Annotated in this window: 18 protein-coding genes; 13 read left to right on the top strand and 5 right to left on the bottom strand. The window is 67.8% G+C overall.

The window, feature by feature from the left end; genetic code table 11:
• Positions 1 to 23: 23 nt before the first annotated feature.
• The 4 genes from AC5P8U_RS02910 to AC5P8U_RS02895 all read left to right on the top strand — a co-directional run bounded on the left by AC5P8U_RS02910 (position 24) and on the right by AC5P8U_RS02895 (position 10,683).
• A complete protein-coding gene (locus AC5P8U_RS02910) occupies positions 24 to 2,060 on the top strand; it encodes a methyl-accepting chemotaxis protein (RefSeq protein WP_049415562.1) in 2,037 nt (678 codons plus the stop codon).
• A 100-nt stretch (positions 2,061 to 2,160) separates the two neighbouring features.
• Entirely contained in the window at positions 2,161 to 8,898 is a 6,738-nt protein-coding gene (locus tag AC5P8U_RS02905; protein ID WP_495213864.1) for an Hpt domain-containing protein, read from the top strand.
• Positions 8,885 to 10,222, top strand: a complete 1,338-nt coding sequence (locus tag AC5P8U_RS02900; RefSeq protein ID WP_088496837.1) for a chemotaxis protein CheB — start codon at positions 8,885 to 8,887, stop codon at positions 10,220 to 10,222. Before AC5P8U_RS02905 ends, AC5P8U_RS02900 begins: the two co-directional genes overlap by 14 nt.
• Positions 10,219 to 10,683, top strand: coding sequence for a chemotaxis protein CheW (locus AC5P8U_RS02895; RefSeq protein WP_005418442.1), 465 nt, complete (start codon positions 10,219 to 10,221; stop codon positions 10,681 to 10,683). Before AC5P8U_RS02900 ends, AC5P8U_RS02895 begins: the two co-directional genes overlap by 4 nt.
• A gap of 88 nt (positions 10,684 to 10,771) precedes the next feature.
• On the opposite strand, the gene AC5P8U_RS02890 is transcribed toward AC5P8U_RS02895, so the two are convergent.
• Positions 10,772 to 11,509, bottom strand: coding sequence for a 16S rRNA (uracil(1498)-N(3))-methyltransferase (locus AC5P8U_RS02890; RefSeq protein WP_111007840.1), 738 nt, complete (start codon positions 11,507 to 11,509; stop codon positions 10,772 to 10,774).
• Positions 11,500 to 12,891 carry an adenosylmethionine--8-amino-7-oxononanoate transaminase gene (gene bioA, locus AC5P8U_RS02885; RefSeq protein ID WP_216358873.1) on the bottom strand — a complete coding sequence of 464 codons (1,392 nt, stop codon included), beginning with the start codon at positions 12,889 to 12,891 and terminating at the stop codon, positions 11,500 to 11,502. Before bioA ends, AC5P8U_RS02890 begins: the two co-directional genes overlap by 10 nt.
• A 77-nt stretch (positions 12,892 to 12,968) precedes the next feature.
• Between bioA and nudE the strand changes: the two genes are divergently transcribed.
• The 7 genes from nudE (at position 12,969) to gcvH (ending at position 17,702) form a co-directional block, all read left to right on the top strand.
• Positions 12,969 to 13,532 (top strand): ADP compounds hydrolase NudE, encoded by a 564-nt coding sequence (nudE, locus tag AC5P8U_RS02880; protein WP_005418435.1) that lies wholly within the window; start codon positions 12,969 to 12,971, stop codon positions 13,530 to 13,532.
• Complete coding sequence (gene cysQ, locus AC5P8U_RS02875) at positions 13,529 to 14,332, top strand: 3'(2'),5'-bisphosphate nucleotidase CysQ (protein WP_111007839.1); 804 nt, start codon at positions 13,529 to 13,531, stop codon at positions 14,330 to 14,332. The genes nudE and cysQ overlap by 4 nt, the downstream gene beginning before the upstream one ends.
• Positions 14,333 to 14,345: 13 nt before the next feature.
• Positions 14,346 to 15,185, top strand: coding sequence for a nucleoside triphosphate pyrophosphohydrolase (mazG, locus tag AC5P8U_RS02870; RefSeq protein WP_072168555.1), 840 nt, complete (start codon positions 14,346 to 14,348; stop codon positions 15,183 to 15,185).
• Complete coding sequence (locus tag AC5P8U_RS02865) at positions 15,182 to 15,514, top strand: YnfA family protein (RefSeq protein WP_252744787.1); 333 nt, start codon at positions 15,182 to 15,184, stop codon at positions 15,512 to 15,514. Before mazG ends, AC5P8U_RS02865 begins: the two co-directional genes overlap by 4 nt.
• A gap of 124 nt (positions 15,515 to 15,638) precedes the next feature.
• Positions 15,639 to 15,941 (top strand): Mpo1-like protein, encoded by a 303-nt coding sequence (locus AC5P8U_RS02860; RefSeq protein WP_049415586.1) that lies wholly within the window; start codon positions 15,639 to 15,641, stop codon positions 15,939 to 15,941.
• A gap of 159 nt (positions 15,942 to 16,100) precedes the next feature.
• Complete coding sequence (gene gcvT / locus AC5P8U_RS02855) at positions 16,101 to 17,213, top strand: glycine cleavage system aminomethyltransferase GcvT (RefSeq protein ID WP_049438098.1); 1,113 nt, start codon at positions 16,101 to 16,103, stop codon at positions 17,211 to 17,213.
• A gap of 93 nt (positions 17,214 to 17,306) precedes the next feature.
• The gene (gene gcvH / locus AC5P8U_RS02850) at positions 17,307 to 17,702 is read left to right on the top strand and encodes a glycine cleavage system protein GcvH (RefSeq protein ID WP_005418426.1); all 396 of its coding nucleotides are present in this window, start codon (positions 17,307 to 17,309) and stop codon (positions 17,700 to 17,702) included.
• Positions 17,703 to 17,994: 292 nt separating this feature from the next.
• Here gcvH and AC5P8U_RS02845 read toward each other — a convergent pair whose 3' ends face one another.
• Entirely contained in the window at positions 17,995 to 18,366 is a 372-nt protein-coding gene (locus AC5P8U_RS02845; protein WP_134968390.1) for a hypothetical protein, read from the bottom strand.
• A gap of 111 nt (positions 18,367 to 18,477) precedes the next feature.
• Here AC5P8U_RS02845 and AC5P8U_RS02840 point away from each other — a divergent pair, with 111 nt between their 5' ends.
• The gene (locus AC5P8U_RS02840) at positions 18,478 to 18,972 is read left to right on the top strand and encodes a hypothetical protein (protein ID WP_252744788.1); all 495 of its coding nucleotides are present in this window, start codon (positions 18,478 to 18,480) and stop codon (positions 18,970 to 18,972) included.
• Between the two features lie 64 nt (positions 18,973 to 19,036).
• On the opposite strand, the gene AC5P8U_RS02835 is transcribed toward AC5P8U_RS02840, so the two are convergent.
• Complete coding sequence (locus AC5P8U_RS02835; protein WP_447897464.1) at positions 19,037 to 19,951, bottom strand: LysR family transcriptional regulator; 915 nt, start codon at positions 19,949 to 19,951, stop codon at positions 19,037 to 19,039.
• A gap of 114 nt (positions 19,952 to 20,065) precedes the next feature.
• Here AC5P8U_RS02835 and AC5P8U_RS02830 point away from each other — a divergent pair, with 114 nt between their 5' ends.
• On the top strand, positions 20,066 to 20,824 hold the full coding sequence (locus tag AC5P8U_RS02830; RefSeq protein WP_072168558.1) for an SDR family NAD(P)-dependent oxidoreductase: 759 nt from the start codon (positions 20,066 to 20,068) through the stop codon (positions 20,822 to 20,824).
• A 93-nt stretch (positions 20,825 to 20,917) separates the two neighbouring features.
• Here the strand turns inward: AC5P8U_RS02830 and AC5P8U_RS02825 are convergent, their stop codons facing one another.
• Entirely contained in the window at positions 20,918 to 22,318 is a 1,401-nt protein-coding gene (locus AC5P8U_RS02825) for a serine hydrolase domain-containing protein (RefSeq protein WP_005418422.1), read from the bottom strand.
• Positions 22,319 to 22,330 lie beyond the last annotated feature (12 nt).

Genomic DNA, 22,330 nt, shown 5'->3' with positions numbered 1-22,330 from the left:
GCATTGAAGATCGAGGTTGAACGATGAGTACTGCTTCGGACGCCACCAAGACCGGCAAGCTGCGGCTGGGCGGCAGCAACCTCTGGCTGTTCCTGCTGCTGGCATCGATGATCCTGTTCGGCGTCAACACCGGCGTCGCCACCTGGCAGGGCAGCCGCCTTGCCGACGCCGGCTCCAAGGCCGCCGACCTGCAGGTGCTGTCGCAGCAGCTGGCCAACCAGGGACGTGACGCGGTCGGCGGCAACGCCCAGGCCTTCACCGCCTTCAAGGCCACCCGCAACGCGATCGAGCAGAACGTGTCGACCCTGCAGGGACGCTACGGCAAGGAGCCGGGCGTAGCCGGTGCCATCGCCACCCTCGGCGAGACCTGGGCGCCGCTGGGCAAGCAGGCCGGGCAGCTGGTGGCCAGCGAACCGGCCGTGCTGGCGCTGGCCGGCAACGCGAACAACTTCACCGGCGCAGTGCCGGGCCTGCAGGCCCAGCTGAACGAGCTGGTGCGTGCGATGTCCGCTTCCGGCGCGCCGTCGTCGCAGGTGTACAGCGCGCTGCAGCAGGTTGTGGTGGCCGGTTCGATGGCCCGCCGCGTGACCGAAATGCGTGCCGGTGGCAGCGCCGCGGCGACCTCCGGCGATGCGCTGGCACGTGACATCACCGTGTTCTCGCAGGTGCTCGACGGCCTGCGCAACGGCAACGAGGAACTGGGCATCACCGCCGTGCGCGGTGCCGCCGCCGTGGCCGCGCTGGAACAGTCGCAGCAGAAGTGGGAAGCGATGAAGCAGGACGCCGACGCGATCCTGGCCAGCTCGCGCCAGCTGTTCGCGGCGCAGTCCGCTGCCACCGCGCTGGGCCAGGGTTCGGCCCACATGCTGGATGACAGCCGCAAGTTGTTCGACGCGTTCTCCTCGTTCGGCTCGGTATCCGACACCCGCCTGTTCCCGAACTTCTGGATTGGCGTGGTCTCCGGTGCGCTGTCGCTGATCGCGATCATCGGCTTCGTCTCCACCAACGTGCGCAGCCGCTCGCGCGAGCAGGAACTGCGCTACCAGACCCAGGTGGAATTCAACAGCCGCAACCAGCAGGCGATCATGCGGCTGCTGGACGAAATCTCCTCGCTCGGCGAGGGCGACCTGACGGTGAAGGCCTCGGTGACCGAGGACATGACTGGCGCGATCGCCGACGCGATCAACTACGCGGTCGACGAGCTGCGCCACCTGGTGACCACCATCAATGACACCTCGGCCAAGGTCGCGATGTCCACCCAGGAAACCCAGGCCACCGCCATGCAGCTGGCAGAGGCCGCAGGGCACCAGGCCAACCAGATCACCTCGGCTTCGGACCGCATCGGGGAGATCGCGGCGAGCATCGAGCAGGTGTCGCGCAACTCGGCCGAGTCGGCCGACGTGGCACAGCGCTCGGTGGTGATCGCTGCCGAAGGTGCCGGCGTGGTGCGCGAGACCATCCAGGGCATGGACCAGATCCGTGACCAGATCCAGGAAACCTCCAAGCGCATCAAGCGCCTGGGCGAGTCGTCGCAGGAAATCGGCTCGATCGTGGAACTGATCAACGACATCTCCGAGCAGACCAACATCCTGGCGTTGAACGCGGCGGTGCAGGCCGCGTCGGCCGGTGAAGCGGGCCGCGGTTTCGCGGTCGTGGCGGACGAAGTGCAGCGCCTGGCAGAACGCACCTCGGGTGCGACCCGACGCATCGAAAACCTGGTCCAGGCCATTCAGGCCGACACCAATGAAGCGGTCACCTCGATGGAGCAGACCACGGCCGAAGTGGTGTCTGGTGCGCGCCTGGCCGAGGACGCCGGTACCGCGCTGACCGAGATCGAACGCGTGTCAAACGCGCTGAACACCCTCATCAAGAACATCTCGATCGCCGCCCAGCAGCAGTCGGCCGCCGCCTCGGACATCACCCGCACCATGGGCGTGATCCGGCAGATCACCGGGCAGACCTCGCAGGGTGCCGGACAGACCGCCGAGTCGATCGGCCACCTCGCGCAGCTGGCGGCGGACCTGCGCCGTTCGGTCGCCGACTTCAAGCTGCCGGCGTGACGCGGGCAGGGCGGCGAGCAAGGAACCAGTCGATGAAGCATTTCCATTCCCCACGCCAGAACTCGCGCGGCCACCGCGCGGCGGCGAACGGAGCGCGTCCATGAGCAGTCTGCGCGATGCGATGAGCCACGCAGCGCTGGGCTGGGTCAAGCCCGAGCTGGACGAGACCCTGCGCCAGGTGCGCAACGAGGTCGAGTACTACGCCGAAGACCCGACCGATGCCAGCCGCATGCGCATCTGCGCCGGCTACCTGCACCAGGTGCAGGGCACCCTGCGCATGGTCGAGCTGTATGCCCCGGCGATGGTGGCCGAAGAACTGGAGCAGCTGGCCAATGCCATCGGCGCCGGTCGCGTGGCCGACCGTGATGAAGCCTGCGCAACCCTGATGCGTGGCAGCGTGCTGCTGCCCGACTATCTGGAACGCCTGCAGAACGGCCATCGCGACATTCCGATCGTGCTGATGCCGCTGCTCAACGAGATCCGTGCGTCGCGCGGCGAAGAAGGCGTCACTGACAGTGTGCTGCTGGCCTTTGCGCCGGAGAGCGTCACCGCCACCGAGGCCGAGCTGGACCATGCCCGTGGCAGCCTGAGCGGACGCAACCGCGAGCTGCTCGACACGGTCGGCAGTGCGGTGAAGGAAGAACTGCTGCGCATCAAGGATGCGCTTGACCTGCACCTGCGCACCGGTGGTGCGCCGGAACAGCTGCAGACCCAGGCCAACGAGCTCGGCGCCGTGGCCGATACGCTGGGCATGATGGGCCTGGGCGTGGCCCGCGGCGTGGTCGTGCAGCAGCGCGATGCGCTGCGCGGCGTGGTCGAAGGTCGCCAGCAGATTGACGAGAACCTGCTGCTGGATATTGCCGGTGCACTGCTGTACGTCGATGCCTCGCTGGACGACCAGGTTGCCCATCTGGGCGCCGGCGGCAGTGGCGAGGACGATCCGAGCGCGGTCGAGAACCGGCGCACGGTGGAGGTGCTGGCGCATGAAGCCATCGCCAACTTCGCCGCTGCCCGCGAGCATTTCGTCGCCTTCATCGAAACCAGCTGGAACCATGCCGAGCTGCAGGATGTACCACGCCTGCTGGGCGATGTGTCCGGCGCGCTGCGCATGCTCGACCTGGGTACCGCCGCCGATTACCTGCGCGGCGTGCAGCAGTACATCGAGGCCGAACTGATCGGCCGCCAGCGCGTGCCCAGTGGCCGCCAGCTGGACACCCTGGCCGATGCCATGGCCAGCCTGGAGTACTACCTGGAAGCCCTGCGCGACCGCCGCCCGGGCCGCGAGGACATCCTCGAAATCACCCGCAGCAGCCTCGAGGCTCTGCGCTACTGGCCGCTGCCGGAGCACAATGCCGTCGCGCCGGACGCGCCGGCACTGCTGCCGGTCGAACGTGAGCTGGTTGCGTTGCAGGCCGAGCCCCTGCAGCCGGAGCGCGTCGAGGTTCCGGTGCAGCCTGCGGCGCCCGCTGCCGGCGACGTGCCGGTGCCACTGCCGGACTTCACCTTCGATCCGCCGCCGGCCTCGCCGGCGCCGATGGTGTCCGACAACCGCCTGATGTTCGGCGCACTGGGCACCGTGGCCGCCGTGGCCGCCAGCAAGGCTGATATCGATGCTTCGCCGTCGCCGACGCACGACGATGCGGGGGCATCGCTGGTCTTCGCGGCGTCCAGCGCACCTGCGCCGGATGTCCCGCAGTGGGAGCTGGCGCCGTTCCATCCGGAGGCCGACGCCATCGTGCCTGCCGATGACGAGCGCAGCCCGACCTTCGCCAGTTTCGATCCGGTCAGCTTCGAACTGGCTGACAGCGGCCCCCCCGGTGCACCGCAGTGGTCGCTGTCCGAGGCGCCGCAGATGCTTGAGGACACCGCAGCGCCTGTGATCGATGAGAGGACGGACGCGGTGGATTCCTCCGCGACCGCTTTCGATGCTGCACCGGTATTCGACCCGGTGGCGGCCGAACAGGATGCGGCTGCCGTGGCCGACGACGTGGTGTTCCGCTTCGATGCCGACGCGCTGGACAACGCTGACGACGTGCTGTCGCTGCATGCGATGGAAACGCCGTCGCTGGACGATGACGCCGCGTTGCATCCTTCGCTGGAGATCGTCGATGCCGTCGTCCCGCCGCTGGCCGATGTATCGCCCGCAGTGCTGGCCGAGGTGGATGAGGCCCCGGATGACCTGCCGGCAACGTTGATCACGCCGCCGTCGATCGAAGCGCCCATCCCGGCAGCGGAAACCTCGGCGCCGGCCGTGTCGGTGATCGATATCGACACCATCGCGCCGATCGATTTCAGCGACGCCGACGCCCAGTTCTTCGCCGAGTTGAGTGCGGCCGCTGCCGGCTTCAATCCACAGGCGATGGCCGCTGCGGCAGCGCCAGAGGCGGTGGATTCGGCCGTTGCCGGGACCGATGCCGACACCAATGCGGGCTTCGACGCTGGTTTCGACGACGATGCCGAGAACATCGACGAGGACATCCGCGAGGTGTTCCTGGAAGAGTTCGACGATGAGCTGGCCAATCTCGGCACGCTACTGCCGGCATGGCGGATGCAGCCGGACAACATGGACCGGCTGCGCCCGATCCGCCGCATCTTCCATACCCTCAAGGGCAGTGGCCGCCTGGTCGGCGCACGCACCCTGGGTGAGTTCGCGTGGAAGATCGAAGGCATGCTCAACCGCGTGCTGGATGGCAGCCGCGCTGCATCCCCCGCCGTGCTGGCGATGGTCGACAACGCGCATGCGGCGCTGCCCCAGCTGAACGCGGCGCTGCGCCATGGCCAGCGCATCAGCGTCGACCTGCAGGCCATGCAGGCCATCGCCGATCGTGTCGGTGCAGGCGAGGAAACCTACTACGTCCCCCTGCCTGGGGCCACTGCACCGGTTGCACCGGTGGCCGAAGCCGAGGGCGAAGACGAGATCAGCCGCATTCTCGACGCGGAGATTGCCGCTTCGGCGCTGGCCGATACCGCCGAGGAGGCCGAAACCACCGGCACGCCGGCCAACATCGACAGCGTGTTGCGCGAGATTCTCGAGGCCGAGGTGGAAGTCCACCAGGCCACCCTGCAGGACTGGCTGCGTTCGGCGCAGCAGGCACCGCAGCCGGTCAGCGACGCACTCCTGCGCGCAGTGCACACCATGAACGGCGCCTTCGCGATGACCGAAGTGCCCGAGATCACGGCTGTAACCGGCGGTGCCGAGTCCTACATCAAGCGTGCGCTGGCCGCCGAGGTGGTGCCGAATGATGAAGGCGTGGCCGCGCTGGATGCGACCGCGCAGGCGATCACCGCCACCATGGAAGCGCTGCAGGCCGAACAGCCGCGCATCGCACCGCAACAGGTACTGGCACAGCGCCTGCAGGCGCTGGCCAGCGAGTTGCCGGAAGCGCGCTGGCCGATGGTGGGCCTGGAGGACGACGAAGCCGAGCTGGCGCTGGATGACAAACCGACGGCGGAATTGGATGCGGACGCCTCGGCAGCCATCGCGCCTGAAACCGATGCGGTACCGCCTTCGTCCGTCGCGCCGGAGCAGGAACCGCAGGCAGTTGCCGATGTCGCCGAAGCCCCGGTCGAGGATGCGGCGATCGAGGGCGAGGGCGGGCTGGAGGTCGGTGAGCTGACCGCCAGCGACGATCTTTCGCGCTACTTCGATGCCGGATGGCCGTCGGTACCGGGTGAGGGAGCGGCGTCGCTACCGGTGGTCGAATCGATCCAGGTGGCCGACGATGTTCCGGGCGTTGAGGTAGACGGTGTCGAGACGGAGGCCGAAAGCGCGCCGCTGTTGGCCGACGATGCCGGTTTGACCGTCGTGGACGATCTGTCGCCGTACCTGGATGCCAGTGCGCTGCCGGTCGACGACCGCGATGCCGAAGAGATTCCGGATGCTGTCGAAGCCGTCGCATCTGACCTGAATGCGTCCTCGTTCGATCACGTGCACGTCGCTGACCCTGAGGCATTCGAGACGCCTGCTGCACTGCCACTCGACAGCGAGCTGTCGAGCCTGCAGGATGAAATGGCTGCGCCGGGGTTTGCAGAACCGGTCTCGCTGGACGCCGCGCTCGAGGCCGGCCTGCACGTGATCGACGAAGAGCAGCCCCTGGCCGACGACGGGCAATGGTCCGTGCTCGGCCTGCAGGCCAGCGAACTCGCGCCGGGCGAGGCGGAAGCCTTTGCCGAGGATGCGGACGTCGGCGGGGAGGCGGCGATCGGTGAAGGAGAGAGCGCCGATCAGCCGTCCCCGGCGACGGTGAATGAGGAGATCGCGGAGGCCGCGGCGCCGGCAACCGCCGAGCCGGTGCGGTTCTTCGAACTGGAAGACGCGCCGGGCCAGGTGGAAGTCCACGCCGAAGCTGCCGATGCCGAGGCCGATACCGCGTCGGATGCCCCGGCCGTTGGCGTGCCTGACGCCGACGTGGCTGAAACCGTGGCACCCGACGTCCTTGACATCCCGGTGCCGGAAGACAGCGCCGATACGCTCGACTTCAGCGTCTACGATCGCGAGCTGGTCGACATCTTCGTCGAGGAAGGCAAGGACCTGCTCGACCACTGCGATGGCCTGATCAGCGAGCTGCGCGATGCGCCGCAGGACCGCGAGGTGCTGGCCGGCCTGCAGCGTGACCTGCATACCCTGAAGGGTGGCGCACGCATGGCCGGCATCAACGCCATCGGCGATCTTGGCCACAGCATCGAATCGTTGCTGGAAGCCGTCGCCGCTGGTCGCACCGAGATCGAACGCCGCGATGTGCAGTTGCTGGAGCGCGGATTCGATCGCCTGCACCAGCTGCTCACCCGCACCGGTGACCATCGAGTGGTGGAACCGGCGCAGGACCTGGTCGATGCGTTCGAAGTGCGTACGACCACCGATCTCGCTGCGGCAGCGGCGGCTGCCGTAGCTGCAGCCAACGTGCCGAGCGTCGCAGAAGCCACTTCTGCACCGGTTGCCAGCCCGGCGCCGGCACTGCTCGACGCGCCGCTGTCGGCACCGCTGCCGGCCGAAGGCGTGGTCGATGAAGATCCGCTGGCACGCCCGCAGCAGGAACAGGTGCGCGTGCGCGCGGATCTGCTCGACCGCCTGGTCAACCATGCCGGTGAAGTGGCGATCTACCGCTCGCGCCTTGAGCAGCAGCTCGGCGCGTTCCGTGGTGCGATGGGCGAGCTGGAGCGCACCAACGCGCGACTGCGCGACCAGTTGCGCCGGCTCGACCTGGAAACCGAAGCGCAGATCGTCGCCCGCTACCAGCGTGAGCAGGACCAGGCAGACCAGAAGTTCGATCCGCTGGAGCTGGACCGCTTCTCCACGCTGCAACAGCTCAGCCGTGCGCTGAACGAATCGGCGGCCGACCTTGGCGGGCTGCAAGGGGTGCTGGACGATCTGTCGCGCCAGTACGATTCGCTGCTGCAACAGCAGTCGCGCGTCAGCTCCGAGCTGCAGGACGGCCTGATGCGCGCGCGCATGGTGCCGTTCGATGGCCTGGTGCCGCGCCTGCGCCGCGTGGTCCGCCAGTCCGGCATGGATACCGGCAAGCAGGTGCACCTGACCCTGGAAGGCACCCACGGCGAACTGGACCGCAATGTTCTCGACCGCATGGTCGCGCCGCTCGAACACATGCTGCGCAACTCGGTGGCCCATGGCCTGGAAGCGCCGGAACAGCGCCGCGCCGCCGGCAAGCCGGAAGAGGGCGAAGTTGCCATCCGCCTGCACCGTGAAGGCTCGGAAATCGTGCTGGAAGTGGCCGATGACGGTGCCGGCCTCGATCGCGAAGCGATCCGCCGCCGCGCCATCGACCGTGGCCTGTTGGCCGCCGACGCGCAGCCGAACGATCAGGAACTGGACAACCTGATTTTCGCCTCCGGTTTCTCCACCGCCGACCAGGTCAGCCAGCTGGCCGGTCGTGGCGTGGGCATGGACGTGGTGCGCAACGAAGTGCGCCAGCTGGGCGGCTCGGTCGACATCCAGTCGGTGCGCGGCCAGGGCGTGCGCTTCACCCTGCGCCTGCCGCAGACGCTGGCCGTCACCCAGGCGGTGTTCGTGCAGATCGGCGAGACCACCTTCGCCGTGCCGGTGGCCTCGGTCAGCGGTATCGGCCGCCTGTCGCGCGAACGTTTCGAGGCCGCCGACAGCAGCTACCGCTACAGCGGCGAAGACTATCCGTTGTATGACCTCGGCAGCCTGGTCGGGCAGGCCCCGGCGCGTGCCGATGGCCAGGACCAGGTGCCGCTGTTGCTGGTCCGTGCCGGTGACCTGCGTGCAGCCGTGGCGATCGACCAGGTGCTGGGCAACCGCGAAATCGTGGTCAAGCCGGTCGGCCTGCAGATCGCATCGGTACCGGGCATCTACGGTGCCACCATCACCGGCGATGGCCGCGTGGTGGTGATCCTGGACGTCGCGCCGCTGGTGCGCCGCTTCCTGGCCAATCCGACGGCACCGGTGCTGGCCAATGCACCGCGCGACGAACGCCAGGTGCCGCTGGTGATGGTGGTCGATGACTCGCTGACCATGCGCAAGGTGACCGGCCGCATCCTCGAGCGCCACAACTTCGAAGTCAGTGTCGCCCGCGATGGCGTGGAAGCACTGGAGCGCTTGGAAGAGCGCGTGCCGGACCTGATGTTGCTGGACATCGAGATGCCGCGCATGGACGGCTACGAGCTGGCCACTGTGATGCGTGCCGATCCGCGCTACAGGGATGTGCCGATCGTGATGATCACCTCGCGCAGCGGCGACAAGCACCGCCAGCGTGCCTTCGAGATCGGTGTCCAGCGTTATCTGGGCAAGCCGTACCAGGAACTGGACCTGATGCGTAACGTGTACGACCTGCTGGGGATCGCCCGTGTCCGTGAGTGAAACCCATCCGGCCCCGGCCGTCGCCCTGCTGGCCCGCCCCGGTGCGGCGCGTGAACGCCTGCGCGAGGCACTGGCGCATGCCGATGTACAGCTGGTCCTGGAAGATGATCCGAACGGCCTGGAGCCGCAGGTCCTGCAGGCCGCGGATCCGCAGTTCGTGGTGATCGCGCTGGAAGCTGCCATCGAGGACGCACTGGAACGGTTGGAATCCGCGCTCTCGGCACCGGGGCTGACCCTGGTGTTCGATGAGGCTGAGCTGGCCGCCCGCCGCGACGGCTGGGAGGCGCAACGTTGGGGGCGCCACCTGGCCGCCAAGCTGCACGGCCACCAGCAGGTGTTGCCGCCGGGCGCCGAAGAAGAGCCCAGCCTGCAGCTGGAGCCTGGTCATCCGGCGCCCGCGCCGGCGCCGCAGGAAGAAGCCCTGCGCACGCACCTGGAACAGGCGCTGAGCTGGGCCGATGACGTTCCGGCCGACGGCCTGTATTCGCCACCGGCAGACCTGCACGAACCGATCGCGCTGGAGCAGGCCCTGGCGGCGCTGCAGCCGGTCGTGCCCGAGCCTCTGGATCCGCCTTCGGCGCCGCAGGCACTGGCCGAACCGGCGGCGCCCGCGACACCGCCGGTCTCCTTCGATCACACCGCCTGGTCGCTGGTCGAGGAATCGATCGAAGCACCTGTATCGGCAGAAGCCGTGGCGCCGGTCGTCGCGCCGCAGCCCTCGTTCGATACCGATCATTTGAGCCTGGTCGATCTGGATGCCGCCGCCCCGGCCGGTGCGCGTGCCGCATCGCTGCTGGTGCTGGCCGGCATCGGTGGCCCGGATGCGTTGCGTCGCCTGCTCGGCGCACTGCCTGCGTCGTTGAGCGTGCCGGTGTTGGTGCACATGCGTCTGGATGGTGGCCGCTACGGCAACCTGGTCAAGCAGATGTCCCGTGTTTCGCCGTTGCCGGTGCAGCTGGCCGAGGCCGGCCAGCACGCGGTGCCGGGCGAGGTGCACGTGCTGGCCGATGATATCGGCGTGCGCGCGGCCAGCGATGGCCTGCATTTCCAGAGCGATGCCAACGGTATTTCGCTCGCTTCGCTGCCGGCCGAACACACCGCACTGGTGCTGCTCAGCGGTGCCGACCTGGCCCACGTAGGCCCGGCGCTGGACCTGGCGGCCGCCGGTGCGTGGGTGGCCGGGCAGGTGGGCGAGGGCTGCTATGACCCGGCGGCGGCCACCGCCGTGGTGGCTGCCGGCATGGTGGCCGGTGAACCGCAGGAACTGGCGCAGGCAATTGCCGCGCGCTGGGGTGAGCAGGACGACAACGGAGACGCACCATGAGCTATGCCAGCAATGACGAAATCCGCGGCGTCCTGATCCAGGCCGGCAACGAGCGCGTGCTGCTGCCCAATGCCACCGTGGCCGAAATGATGTCGCGCGTGCCGGTGCAGCCGGTCTCCGATGCGCCGCGCTGGCTGGTAGGCGAGATCGGCTGGCACGGCTGGCAGGTGCCGCTGGTGTCGTTCGCGCGCCTTTCGGGGCTGGGCGAAGAGACCGTGGCCGGCCACAACAAGGTGGTGGTGCTGAAGTCCCTCAGCGGCAACGCGCAGCGCCCGTACTACGCGCTGCTGACGCAGAACTTCCCGCAGCTGATCTCGGTGCCACGCGATGGCCTGCTGGCCGACGCCTCCGAAGAAACCCTGCCGCAGACCGTGCACATGCGCGTGCTGTTGGGTGAGCAGAGTGCGCTGCTGCCGAACCTGGACGCGTTGGAAGCGGCGCTGGATTCGCTCGCCGCCTGATCCACCAGACCGGTAGTGCCGGCCGCTGGCCGGCAACCTCATGATCCCGTGGATGCCGGCCAGCGGCCGGCACTACCACGAACCTGTCTTATCCCAGGTCGCCCAACCGCGCCTGCAACGCCGCGACCGCGGCCAGCCCGGCCGTTTCCGTGCGCAGGATCCGCGGGCCCAGCTGCAGTCCCTGGAACCCTGCCGCCGCCAGCTGGTCGCGGTCGCGCGGCGACCAGCCCCCTTCCGGGCCGATCGCGAGCACGACGCCCCCTGCCGGAGCGGCCGTCAGCGTCGACAGGCGATGTGCGCCCCGCGGATCCAGGGTCAGCCGCAGCGTATCGGCCGGCAGCGCCGCCGCGGCCTGCGCCAGCGACAGCGGAGGCCCCACCTGCGGAATGCGCGCACGCCCGGACTGGCCGCAGGCCGACGTCACCACGTTGTTCCAGTGCGCCACGCGCTTCTCGGCGCGCGCGGCATCGAGCTTCACCTCGGTGCGCTCGGCGTTGACCGGAATGATCGCCGCCACGCCCAGTTCGGTGGCCTTCTGCAGGATCAGGTCCATCTTCTCGCCACGGGCGATGCCCTGCAGCAGGGTGATCGCCAGCGGTGATTCATTATCGATGGCCTGCACAGCATCGATGCGCACCTGCACTTCGCGCTTGCCGGCCACGGTCAGCGTGGCGCTGTAGTCATGGCCGTCGCCGTTGAACAGCACGCAGGTGTCTCCCTCGCGCAGGCGCATCACCCGCACCAGGTGGTTGGCCGTCTCTTCCGGCAGGGTCACGGTCTGGCCGCTGTGCAGCGCCAGGTCGATGGGGCAGCGGGTCACGCGCATGCAATCGCCTCGTCGATGGCCGCCAGCGTGGTGTGTGCCAGCAGCTCCAGTTGTTCGTCATCCACGCAATAGGGTGGCATCCAGTACAGCACGTCGCCCAGCGGGCGCAGCACCACGCCGCGCTTGAGGGCGGCCTTGTAAGCGTGCAGGCCCAGCCGCAGGCCCGGGTCGAACGGCGTGCGCCTGTTGCCGTCGCGCGACAGCTCGAACGCCACCACCATGCCGGCCTGGCGCACGTCGGCCACGTGCGGATGGTCGGAAAATGGCGCCGCCAGCGTGCCCATCACCGACGCGATGCCCCGGTTGCGGGCGATCACATCGTCGTCGCGGAAGATGTCCAGCGTCGCCAGTGCCGCCGCGCAGGCCAGCGGATTGCCGGTGTAGCTGTGCGAATGCAGGAAGGCGCGCTCGCGCGAGTCGTCGAGGAAGGCGTCGTACAGCGCCTGCGTGGCCAGCACGGCGGCCAGCGGCAGGAAGCCACCGGTCAGGCCCTTGGAAAGGCACATCAGGTCCGGCATCACCCCTGCCTGCTCGCAGGCGAACAGGGTGCCGGTGCGGCCGAAGCCGGTGGCGATCTCGTCGGCGATCATGAACGCGCCATGGGCATCGCACAGTTCGCGCACGCGCTGCAGATAGACCGGGTCATGCATGCGCATGCCGCCGGCACACTGCAGGCGTGGTTCCAGGATCACCGCGCAGATCTCGCCCGGATGCTGGTCGAACAGCGTGGCCAGGCCGTCGGCAGCCTGCCGCGCGCGGTCGGCCGCGCTCTGGCCGGGTTCGGCCAGGTAGGCATCGGGCGACGGCGCGAACAGCGCTTCGGCCAGCAGCGGCGCATAGACGCGGCGATACAGCGGGATGTCACCCAGCGCCAGCGCGCCCAGGGTCTCGCCGTGGTAGCCGTTTTCCAGTGCAATGAAACGCGTGCGCCGCGGCTCCCCACGGTTCTGGAAATACTGGAAGGCCATCTTCAGCGCCACTTCCACGCCGGCCGAGCCGTTGTCGGCGTAGAACACCTTGGCCAGCGGCTCGCGGCCGGGCTGGCGTGGTGCCAATGCCAGCAGGCGTTCGGCCAGGGTGATGGCCGGCTCATGGCTGAAGCCGGCCAGCATCACCTGTTCCAGCTGCGTGGCCTGGGTGGCAATGGCACCGCCGATGCGCGGTTCGGCATGACCGAACAGGTTGGTCCACCAGCTGCTGACGGCGTCCAGGTAGCGGTGGCCGTCGTGGTCGATCAGCCACGCGCCTTCGCCACGGGCGATCGGCACCAGCGGCAGGGTGTCCGGATGCTCACGCATCTGCGTGCACGGGTGCCACAGCACCTGCAGGTCGCGCTGCCGCCAGTGGCGGGCCAGCGGGGAGGGGGTCGGGTCTGCTAGCATTTCGGGCTCATGAACATGTTGCTGCCTGCACATTCTATCGGCCCCGGCGCAGCCGCCGGTCGCCGCGGAGATTCCGCATGAACGATGACCGTGCCGGCCGTCGCTTGCCGATCATCCATCGGATCACCGATGAGGAGAACGGCCCCTTCCAGCGCCAGCATCTGGACCTGGAGTTCTCCAACGGTGAACGTCGCCGTTTCGAGCGCCTGGTCAGCCGTGGCCACGGTGCGGTGGTGGTGGTGCCGATGCTCGACGATGAAACCGTGCTGCTGGTGCGTGAATACGCCGCCGGCATGCATCGTTACGAACTGGGGCTGGTGAAGGGCAGGATCGACGCCGGCGAGACCCCCGAGCAGGCTGCCGACCGCGAACTGAAGGAAGAGGCTGGTTATGGTGCGCGCCGGGTCGACGTGCTGCGCGCGATGACACTGGCCCCGACCTACATGAGCCACCAGTCGTGGCTGGTGGTGGCGCGCGACCTGTACCCGGAAAAACTGGCCGGCGACGAGCCGGAAGAACTGGAAGTGGTGCCGTGGAAGCTGGCCGAACTGGACCAGCTGATGTTGCGCGAGGACTTCTCCGAGGGACGCTCGCTGGCGGCGCTGTTCATTGCCCGCCAGTGGCTGCAGGGAACGCGATGATCAAGCTGACGACGGACCTGCGCGAGACCGCCATCGCCATCGCCCAGCAGGCCGGCCAAGCCATCATGCAGGTGTATGCCGATGGCTTCGAGGTCCAGATCAAGGACGACAACAGCCCGGTCACCGCGGCCGACCTGGCGGCCAACCAGGTCATTGAGCTGGGCCTGCAGCAGCTGACACCGGACCTGCCGATCCTGTCCGAGGAATCGGCGCAGGTGGGCTGGGAGCATCGCCGCCATTGGGGCGCTTACTGGCTGGTGGATCCGCTCGACGGTACCCGCGAGTTCGTCAAGCGCAACGGCGAATTCAGCGTCAACATCGCCTTGATCTACCAGGGCGCGCCGGCATTCGGCGTGGTGCTGGCGCCGGTCACCGGCATTGTCTGGCATGCCATGCGCGGCGAACTGGCCTATCGGCGGCAGGGCCTGCATGACACCGTGCTGCGCACCCGCACACCGGCCACGGCTCCGCTGCGCGTTGCCGCCAGCCGCTCGCACCGTTCGCCGGAAACCGAGGCGCTGCTGGCGCGCATGGGCCGCATCGAGACCATCGCGCAGGGCTCGTCGCTGAAATTCTGCCGGATCGCCGAAGGCGGCCTGGATGTCTATCCGCGGCTGGGCCCGACCTCCGAATGGGATACGGCCGCCGGCCAGTGCGTGCTGCATGCCGCCGGCGGCGCGGTGCTGTCGGCGGCGACCGGCAAGCCGTTCCGCTACAACCGCCGCGAGACCCTGTTGAACGGCGATTTCATTGCCCTTGGTGATACCAGCCTGCCGTGGCGCGACTGGTTGTCCGACTGATCCTGGAGGCCGCATGAGCGCGCACGACACCCCCACCACTGGCAGCGCCGCAAGCAACGAACTGGAGCGCCTGCTGGCGATCATGGCGCGGCTGCGCGACCCGCAGGGAGGCTGCCCGTGGGATCTGGAGCAGAACTTCGCGACCATCGCCCCCTACACCATCGAAGAAGCCTACGAGGTCGCCGATGCGATCGACCGCGGCGACCTGGACGATCTCTGCGACGAGCTTGGCGACCTGCTGCTGCAGGTGGTGTTCCACGCACGCATGGCCGAGGAGCAGGGGGCGTTTGCCTTCGCCGAGGTCGCCCGTGCGATCAGCGACAAGATGCAGCGCCGTCACCCGCACGTGTTCGCCGATGTCAGCGTGGACGATGCCGACGGGGTGACGCGCAACTGGGAGGCGATCAAGCGCGCCGAGCGTGCCGCCAAGGGCGAGCAGGACACCTCCGCACTGGCCGGTATCTCGCGCGGCCTGCCGGAATGGCAGCGGGCGGTGAAGCTGCAGTCGCGCGCAGCCAAGGTCGGTTTCGACTGGCCGGGTCCGCTGCCGGTGCTGGACAAGGCCGCCGAGGAGCTGCAGGAGCTGCGCGAGGAGTTCGAACGCGGCGATGTCGCGGGCAACAAGGCGCGCCTGCAGGAAGAACTGGGCGACCTGCTGTTCGTCTGCGCGAACCTGGCGCGTCATGCCGATATCGATCTGGGCGCTGCACTGCGCGGTGCCAACCACAAGTTCGAGCGTCGCTTCCGCGCGATGGAAGCGCAGGCCGACGCACAGGGTGAGGCGTTGGCCGAACTGGACCTGGATGCGCAGGAAGCACTGTGGCAGCAGGCCAAGGCAGCAGAGAAGGCGTGAAAACGCTTGGCCTGTTCCTGCTGACCGCGCTGGCCGAGATCGTTGGCTGCTACCTGCCATGGTTGTGGCTGCGCAAGGGAGGCAGCGTCTGGCTGCTGCTGCCGGCGGCGGCGGCCAGCCTGGCCCTGTTCGCCTGGCTGCTGACCCTGCACCCGACTGCCAGTGGACGGGTCTATGCCGCCTACGGTGGCGTCTACATCGGCACCGCGCTGTTCTGGCTGTGGCTGGTCGATGGCATTCGTCCCAGCCGCTGGGACCTGCTGGGCGCAGCGCTGTGCCTGGCCGGCATGGCGGTGATCATGTTCGGGCCGCGCACCTCATCGGTGTAGAGCCGAGCCATGCTCGGCTGCTCTCCTTCCGACCGCGCTGGCGCGCGCAAGCCGAGCATGGCTCGGCTCTACAAGGTCAGCGATGGCGCATGATGTGGGCGACCCTGGTTCCCCGAGCCTGCTCATGTCCCGCTTCGCCAGCTTCCGCGAGTTCTATCCGTTCTATCTCAGCGAGCACCGCCACCCGGTATCGCGGCGGCTGCACTTCATCGGCAGTTGCGGGGTCCTGCTGCTGGTCGCCACTGCCTTGCTGCGCGGCCAGCCGCTGTTCCTGCTCGGCGCCCTGTTCTGCGGCTACGGGTTCGCCTGGGTCGGCCATTTTTTCTTCGAGAAGAACAGACCGGCGACGTTCCGCCATCCGCTGTACTCGTTCATGGGTGACTGGGTGATGTTCCTCGACATCCTGCGTGGGCGGGTGCGCCTGTAGCGGGCGGCTGCGGCGCTTTGCGGGCATTGCCTCGCCGGCAGAGGAAAGGGTGGGGCGGGTTGCACTTCCGCTTGCATGAACCGCTGCGCTGCGGCACGCCTGCGGGCGACCGATCTGGGATAATGGGGTTTCCTGTTTCCTCTGCTGCCGGACCCGGTCATGACCCAGAAGACGCTGCTCAACGATACCCACCGCGCCCTTGGCGCCAAGATGGTCGATTTCGGGGGTTGGGACATGCCCATCCACTACGGCTCGCAGCTGGACGAGCACCATCTGGTGCGCCGTGAGTCCGGCGTGTTCGACGTCAGCCACATGACGGTGGTCGACCTGCGCGGTGACCAGGTCAAGCCGTTCCTGCGCCGCCTGCTGGCCAACTCGGTCGACAAGCTGAAGGTGACCGGCAAGGCACTGTACTCGTGCATGCTGAATCCGCGCGGCGGCGTCATCGACGACCTGATCGTCTACTACCTGGGCGACGACTTCTTCCGCATGGTGGTCAATGCCTCTACCCGCGAGAAGGACCTGGCCTGGCTGCGCGAGCAGGCTGCGCCGTTCGGCGTCGCCGTCGAGCAGCGCCCGGACCTGGCCATCCTCGCCGTGCAGGGCCCGCAGGCGCGCGACATCGTGATCGGCCTGGCCCGCGAAGCCGACCGCGCAGCGTTGACCAAGCTGGGTCGCTTCGCCGCCCTGCAGGTGCAGTCCGATGACGGCGTCGAGCTGTTCGTCGCGCGCACCGGCTACACCGGTGAAGATGGTTTCGAGATCCTGCTTCCGCAGGACGCCGTGGTCGCCTTCTGGAACCGCCTGCTGGCGGCGGGCGTGAAGCCGGCCGGCCTTGGCGCGCGCGACACCCTGCGCCTGGAAGCTGGCATGAACCTGTACGGCCAGGACATGGACGAAGAGATCAGCCCCTACGAAGCGGCGCTGGCCTGGACCGTGTCGCTGGACGAAGGCCGCGACTTCATCGGCCGCGACGTGCTGGAGGCGCAGAAGAGCGCCGGCACCGCGCGCCAGATGATCGGCCTGGTGATGGACGAGAAGGGCGTGCTGCGCCATGGCCAGACGGTCACCACGGCCAGCGGCCAGGGCGAGATCCTGTCCGGCACCTTCTCGCCGACGCTGGCCAAGGGCATCGCCTTCGCCCGCGTGCCGGCCGGTGAACTCGGCGAGGTCACCGTCGACATCCGTGGCCGTCAGGTGCCGGTGCGGGTGGTCAAGTTCCCGTTCGTTCGGGAAGGCCAGGCGCAGCCCGGCGTGCTCGCCGACGCCTGATCCGTACGTGCCGGTCGTCACTGACAGCAGTGGTGGCCGGTTGGTTACACTAGCCCCGTTTTTTCCACCCCTGCATATCTCTGGAGCAGTCCCATGAGCGAGATCCCCGGCGACCTCAAGTTCCTCAAGTCCCATGAGTGGGCCCGTGTCGAAGGCAATGGCCGCGTCACCGTCGGTATTTCCGACCACGCCCAGGGCCTGCTGGGTGACCTGGTCTACGTCGAACTGCCGGAAGTCGGCGCCGACGCCAAGGCCGGCGAGCAGATCGCCGTCGTCGAGTCGGTGAAGGCCGCCTCGGACGTCTACAGCCCGATCAGCGGCAAGGTCGTCGAGGTCAACTCGGCCCTGTCCGACAAGCCGGAAACCATCAACGAAGATGCCTACGGCGAAGGCTGGATGTTCGTGGTCGAACTGACCAACGCCGATGAGGTCAACGAGCTGCTGGATCCGGACGCGTACGCCGAAGCCCTGGAGAACGAAGACCACTGAGTCGTCGTTTCCGGATTCTGGAACGGCCACCTTCGGGTGGCCGTTTTTGTTTTGGCGACTGCACCGGACTCATGACGCGGGGTTCGCTGCGCACCCTCGGCGTGGCATCAGCCGACAGGCGAACGGTGCCGATGGGCGTGCGCAGTTTTGCGCAAATCCGCGTTTCAGCCCCGCGCCGACGCACTCGGATGTGAAAACTTTTCGCCCCCTGTTGCGGCGCCGTTGTGCTGGCGTTGGTGGCGGCGCCGGTGACCATCGACGTCGCACGCGCGATGCCGTTGCGAGTCTGTGTCTAAATGCGCGGAGTGCTTATTTCAAGTGTTTTTTGTTCAACGTATGCATCGATGCCGGTGCATGCAGCACGCTTGCGCGATGCTTCAACCGCCATCGCGGGCCGCGTAGAGCAGTGGCGCCGACGGCGCTCGGAAAGGCGCGGATGTGAAAATTTTTCGCGGGGGTTGTTGACAGTAAAAAAAACCGTGATTAGGTTTCGCCTCAGCAGACCTTGCCTGCCCAACCGAGTGCGCAGAATCAATCGTCCGATGCGAAGCAGCCCCTTCAAGACCACCGCGACCCTGATGACGGTGGACACGGCCCCGCTTCCCCCGGAGAAATGCAAGGCACCTCCCGTTCCGATGTCCGCTCCGCCGATCGAGGCGGGCATCGCCGCATCCGTAACGGCGCGCCTGACGCGCCGGCGGTCCCCGCACGCAGCATCCGCGGGTTTGATCCAACTGGGCGTTTCAACTCCCTATCACTGACGAGGAGCCATCCCATGGCAACCAAGAAAGCTGCGAAGAAGAAGCCCGCCGCCAAGAAAGCGGTGAAGAAGGTCGCGAAGAAGGCCGCTGCCAAGAAGGCAGTGAAGAAGGTCGCGAAGAAGGCGACTGCCAAGAAGGCAGTGAAGAAGGCGGCGAAGAAGGTCGCCAAGAAGACCACTGCGAAGAAGGCAGTGAAGAAGGCGGCGAAGAAGGTCGCCAAGAAGTCCACTGCCAAGAAGGCCGTCAAGAAGACCGCGAAGAAGGCGGCCAAGAAGGCCACCAAGAAGACTGCCAAGAAGGCTACGGCCCGCAAGCCGGCCAAGAAGGTCGCAAAGAAGGCGACTGCCAAGAAGGCCGTCAAGAAGACCGCCAAGAAGGCAGTAAAGAAGACCGCGAAGAAGGCTACCAAGAAGGCTGCCCCGAAGAAGGTTGCCAAGCGCAAGCCGGCCGCCCGCAAGAAGAAGGCCGCTCCGGTCGCTCTGCCGGCAACCCCGGCGCCGCTGATCTAAGTACTTCCCGATAGCCGCATCCTGAAACCCCCTTCCCTGGCTGCCCAGCGGGGAGGGGGTTTTTTTATGGGCGGCTTCGATCGCCTGGTGGGGTGACTACCGGCGGGAATCGTTCCACCAGGAAGTCGAGGAAGCTGCGCAGGCGGGTGGAGTGGTAACGGTCGTGCGCATAGACCGCGTGCATCGGCCGACCGGCCTGGCCGTGCCCTGGGAGCAGCTGCACAAGTCGTCCAGCCTCGACATCGGCTGCCAGCAGCAGCGTCGACTGCAGGACGATGCCCAGGCCATGCAGCGCCGCCGAACGCAGCGCTTCGCCATTGTTGATCTGCAGTCGGCCGTCGGGCACGTGGTCGAGCTCGCCAGCGTCGTCCTGCAGCCACTGCGCAAGTGCACTCGGTTCGAACGACAGGCATTGATGGCCGGCAAGTGCATGCACGCTGTGTGGCGTGCCATGCCTGGCCAGATACGCCGGCGAGGCGCACATCATCAGGCGATAAGGGGCCAGGGCTCGTGCCACCAGCACGCTGCTGTCGGCCAGCGTGCCGATCCGCAGCGCCGCTTCGAAGCCCTCTTCGGCAAGGTCGACCACGCGATCGGTCAGCGTCGCTTCGACCCGGACATCCGGATGGCGCGCCATGTACTCGGCCAGTGCCGGTACCAGCGCATGCGTACCGAAGATCACTGGTGCACTGATGCGCAGCGTGCCCGCCGGTGCCAGGTGCTGGTGCTGCGCCTGCGCATCGGTTTCGTCCACCAGGCGCAGGACCTCCCGGCAGCGCGTGTAGTAATCCTGGCCGAACGGGGTCGTGTGCTGGCGCCGGGTGGTTCGGCTCAACAGCTGCATGCCCAGCCGTGCTTCCAATGCACGCAGATGCTTGCCGGCCATCGTCGCGGAGATGTTCATCGCCGCAGCTGCCGCACTGAGGCTGCCCTTGTCCACGATCAGCACGTAGACCCGCATGCTTTCCAGCAGGTTCATCTGACACCCCGGGTGTTGAATGCTGAAACCTGCGCGGAGTTTATCAATCAGGGGTGATCAAACAGCATGTCGTGCAAGGGCTGGATTGGCCGGCCATGCGGACAGGAGAACACCATGGACTTGAATCTTGCAGGCCGTACCGCCTTGGTGACGGGCGCGGCCAGCGGCATCGGTGCCGCCGTCGCCAGGCAGCTGGCGGCCCAGGGCGTGCGCGTTGCCATCACGTCACGGCAGCGGGCACCCCTGCAGGCGCTGGCGGCGCGGATCGAAGCCGAAGGCGGCGTGGCACCGGTCATCGTGGCCGGCGATGTCACCGTGGCCGGTGACGTCCGGTACATCGCGCAGGCATCCCGGGACGCATTGCAACGCGTCGACATCCTGGTCAACGCCGCAGGGGGCTCCCGGCCGACCACCGTCGATGCCGATGATGATGTCTGGGAGGAAGCGATCGCCCTGAACTTTTCCGCTGCGCGGCGGATGACCCAGGCGCTGTTGCCTGGCATGCAGGCGCAGGCATGGGGGCGGGTGATCAACTTCAGCGGTTCGATGGAACCGCGTGCGGTGAACGCGGCCACTGCGGCGAAGGCGGCGCTGCATCTGTGGAGCAAGGGGCTGTCGTCGGAGGTGGCCGGGCAGGGCATTACGGTGAATGCGATTGCACCGGGGCGCATCAACAGCGCGCAGATCCTGGAACGCCTGCATCCCACCGAGGAAAGCCGGCGTGCGTTCATCGCCAGCAATATCCCGATCGGACGCTTCGGTGAACCCGAGGAAGTGGCGCCACTGGTGGCCTTCCTGTCCTCGCCGCTGGCCGGCTACATCACAGGCGCGGTGATTCCGGTGGACGGCGGCATGCACTACTTCGCGCATTAGCGCCGCGGAACTGCTCTTTGCATCTGTAGAGTCGAGCCAACAAAAAGGGCGACCCGCAGGCCGCCCTTCGCACACACGATCGAGCCCGCCTGATCAGCGCGGCGACGCCACCGCACGATTGCCCGAGGCGCCCTTGCCCTTGCGCTTGTCCTGCTGCGCCGGGCTGGCGCCCTCGGCCATCAGGTTGTCGCTGCCGAAGTCGGTGTCCACGTCCAGCCAGCGCTGCGCCGGCAGGCCGAGCGCGGAGTCGAGCACGGTCGGCAGCAGGCCGCTGGGCAGGCTGCTTTCGCCATTCCACATGATGGCGATGCCCAGATCGCGTTCCGGCACCAGCGCGACCAGGCCGCGATAGCCCTGCACGGCACCGGCATGGAACACCACGTCGTGGCCGGCGTAGTCGAAGGTGCGCCAGCCCAGGGCGTAGCCGGCCGAGTGCAGGCGCTCGCGGCGCCAGCCCGAACGCATCTCGCCGGGGGTGCTGATCAGGCTCGAATGCAGGGTGGCCAGCAGCGGTGCCGGCAGCACGTCGGGGCGGTGGCCGGTGTGGGCGAGCAGCCACTGCGCCATGTCGCTGGCGCTGGCATTGACGCCGGCCGCCGGGGCGACCCGGTAGTAGGTCGGCTTCGGCGTCAGCGAGACCCAGCCGTTGCGGCTGCGCACGTGAGGACGCGCCCAGCGCGAGCTGGCCTGGATGCCGGCCAGGCCGAGGCTGGCATCGTTCATGCCCAGCGGCTTGAAGATGCGGCGCTCGACCGACTGCTCGTAGAAACTGCCGGAGGCCGCGTAGACGACATCGCCGATCAGGCTGAAGGCCACGTTCTGGTAGGCATAGCAGTCGCCCGGCAGGCACTTCAGGCTGGTGTTGGCCAGTTTCTGGGTCAGCGCGTAGTACTCGGCGTTGCCCTCGATGTCGCGGTCGTAGGCGTTGTACGGCAGGCCGACGCGATGGCTGAGCACGTCGGCCACGGTCAGGCGATCAGTGGCTTCCGGCGAGTTCAGGCGGAAGCCCGGCACGTAGTCGGTGACCTTGCTGTCCCAGCGCAGCGTGCCGTCGTTGACCAGCAGGCCGGCCATGGTGCCGGCGAAGGCCTTGGACAGCGAAGCCAGGCGGAACACGGTGTGCGCATCGACCGGCAGCGGATTGTTGACGTCGGTGACGCCATAGCCGCGCGCGCTGAGGATACGGCCGCCCTGCACGATCGCCACGGCCATGCCCGGCACGCGTTCGCCATAGGTGAGCTGCTGCGCCATCGATTCGATGTTGGCGACGTTGAAGCCGGGCGCCGGGGCCTGCACGCGCGGCACCAGGCCGGTACGGTAGGCCGCCGGCTGGGTGTGGGCGACAGTGGGACCGGCAGCGGATTCGATGTTGGTCGGCATCGGCGGCAATGCCGGCGGTGTCTGCGCGGTGGTGGACAAGGCAACGGGCATCAGCATGCCCAGCAAACCGGTGGCCGCCGAACGGATCGGGCGACGCAGGCTGTTCTTTTTCATCGGTTGGACCCG

The organism is Stenotrophomonas sp. YJH_SMC_81, from assembly GCF_059370875.1.
This window is presented reverse-complemented; position numbering and strand designations above follow the sequence as displayed.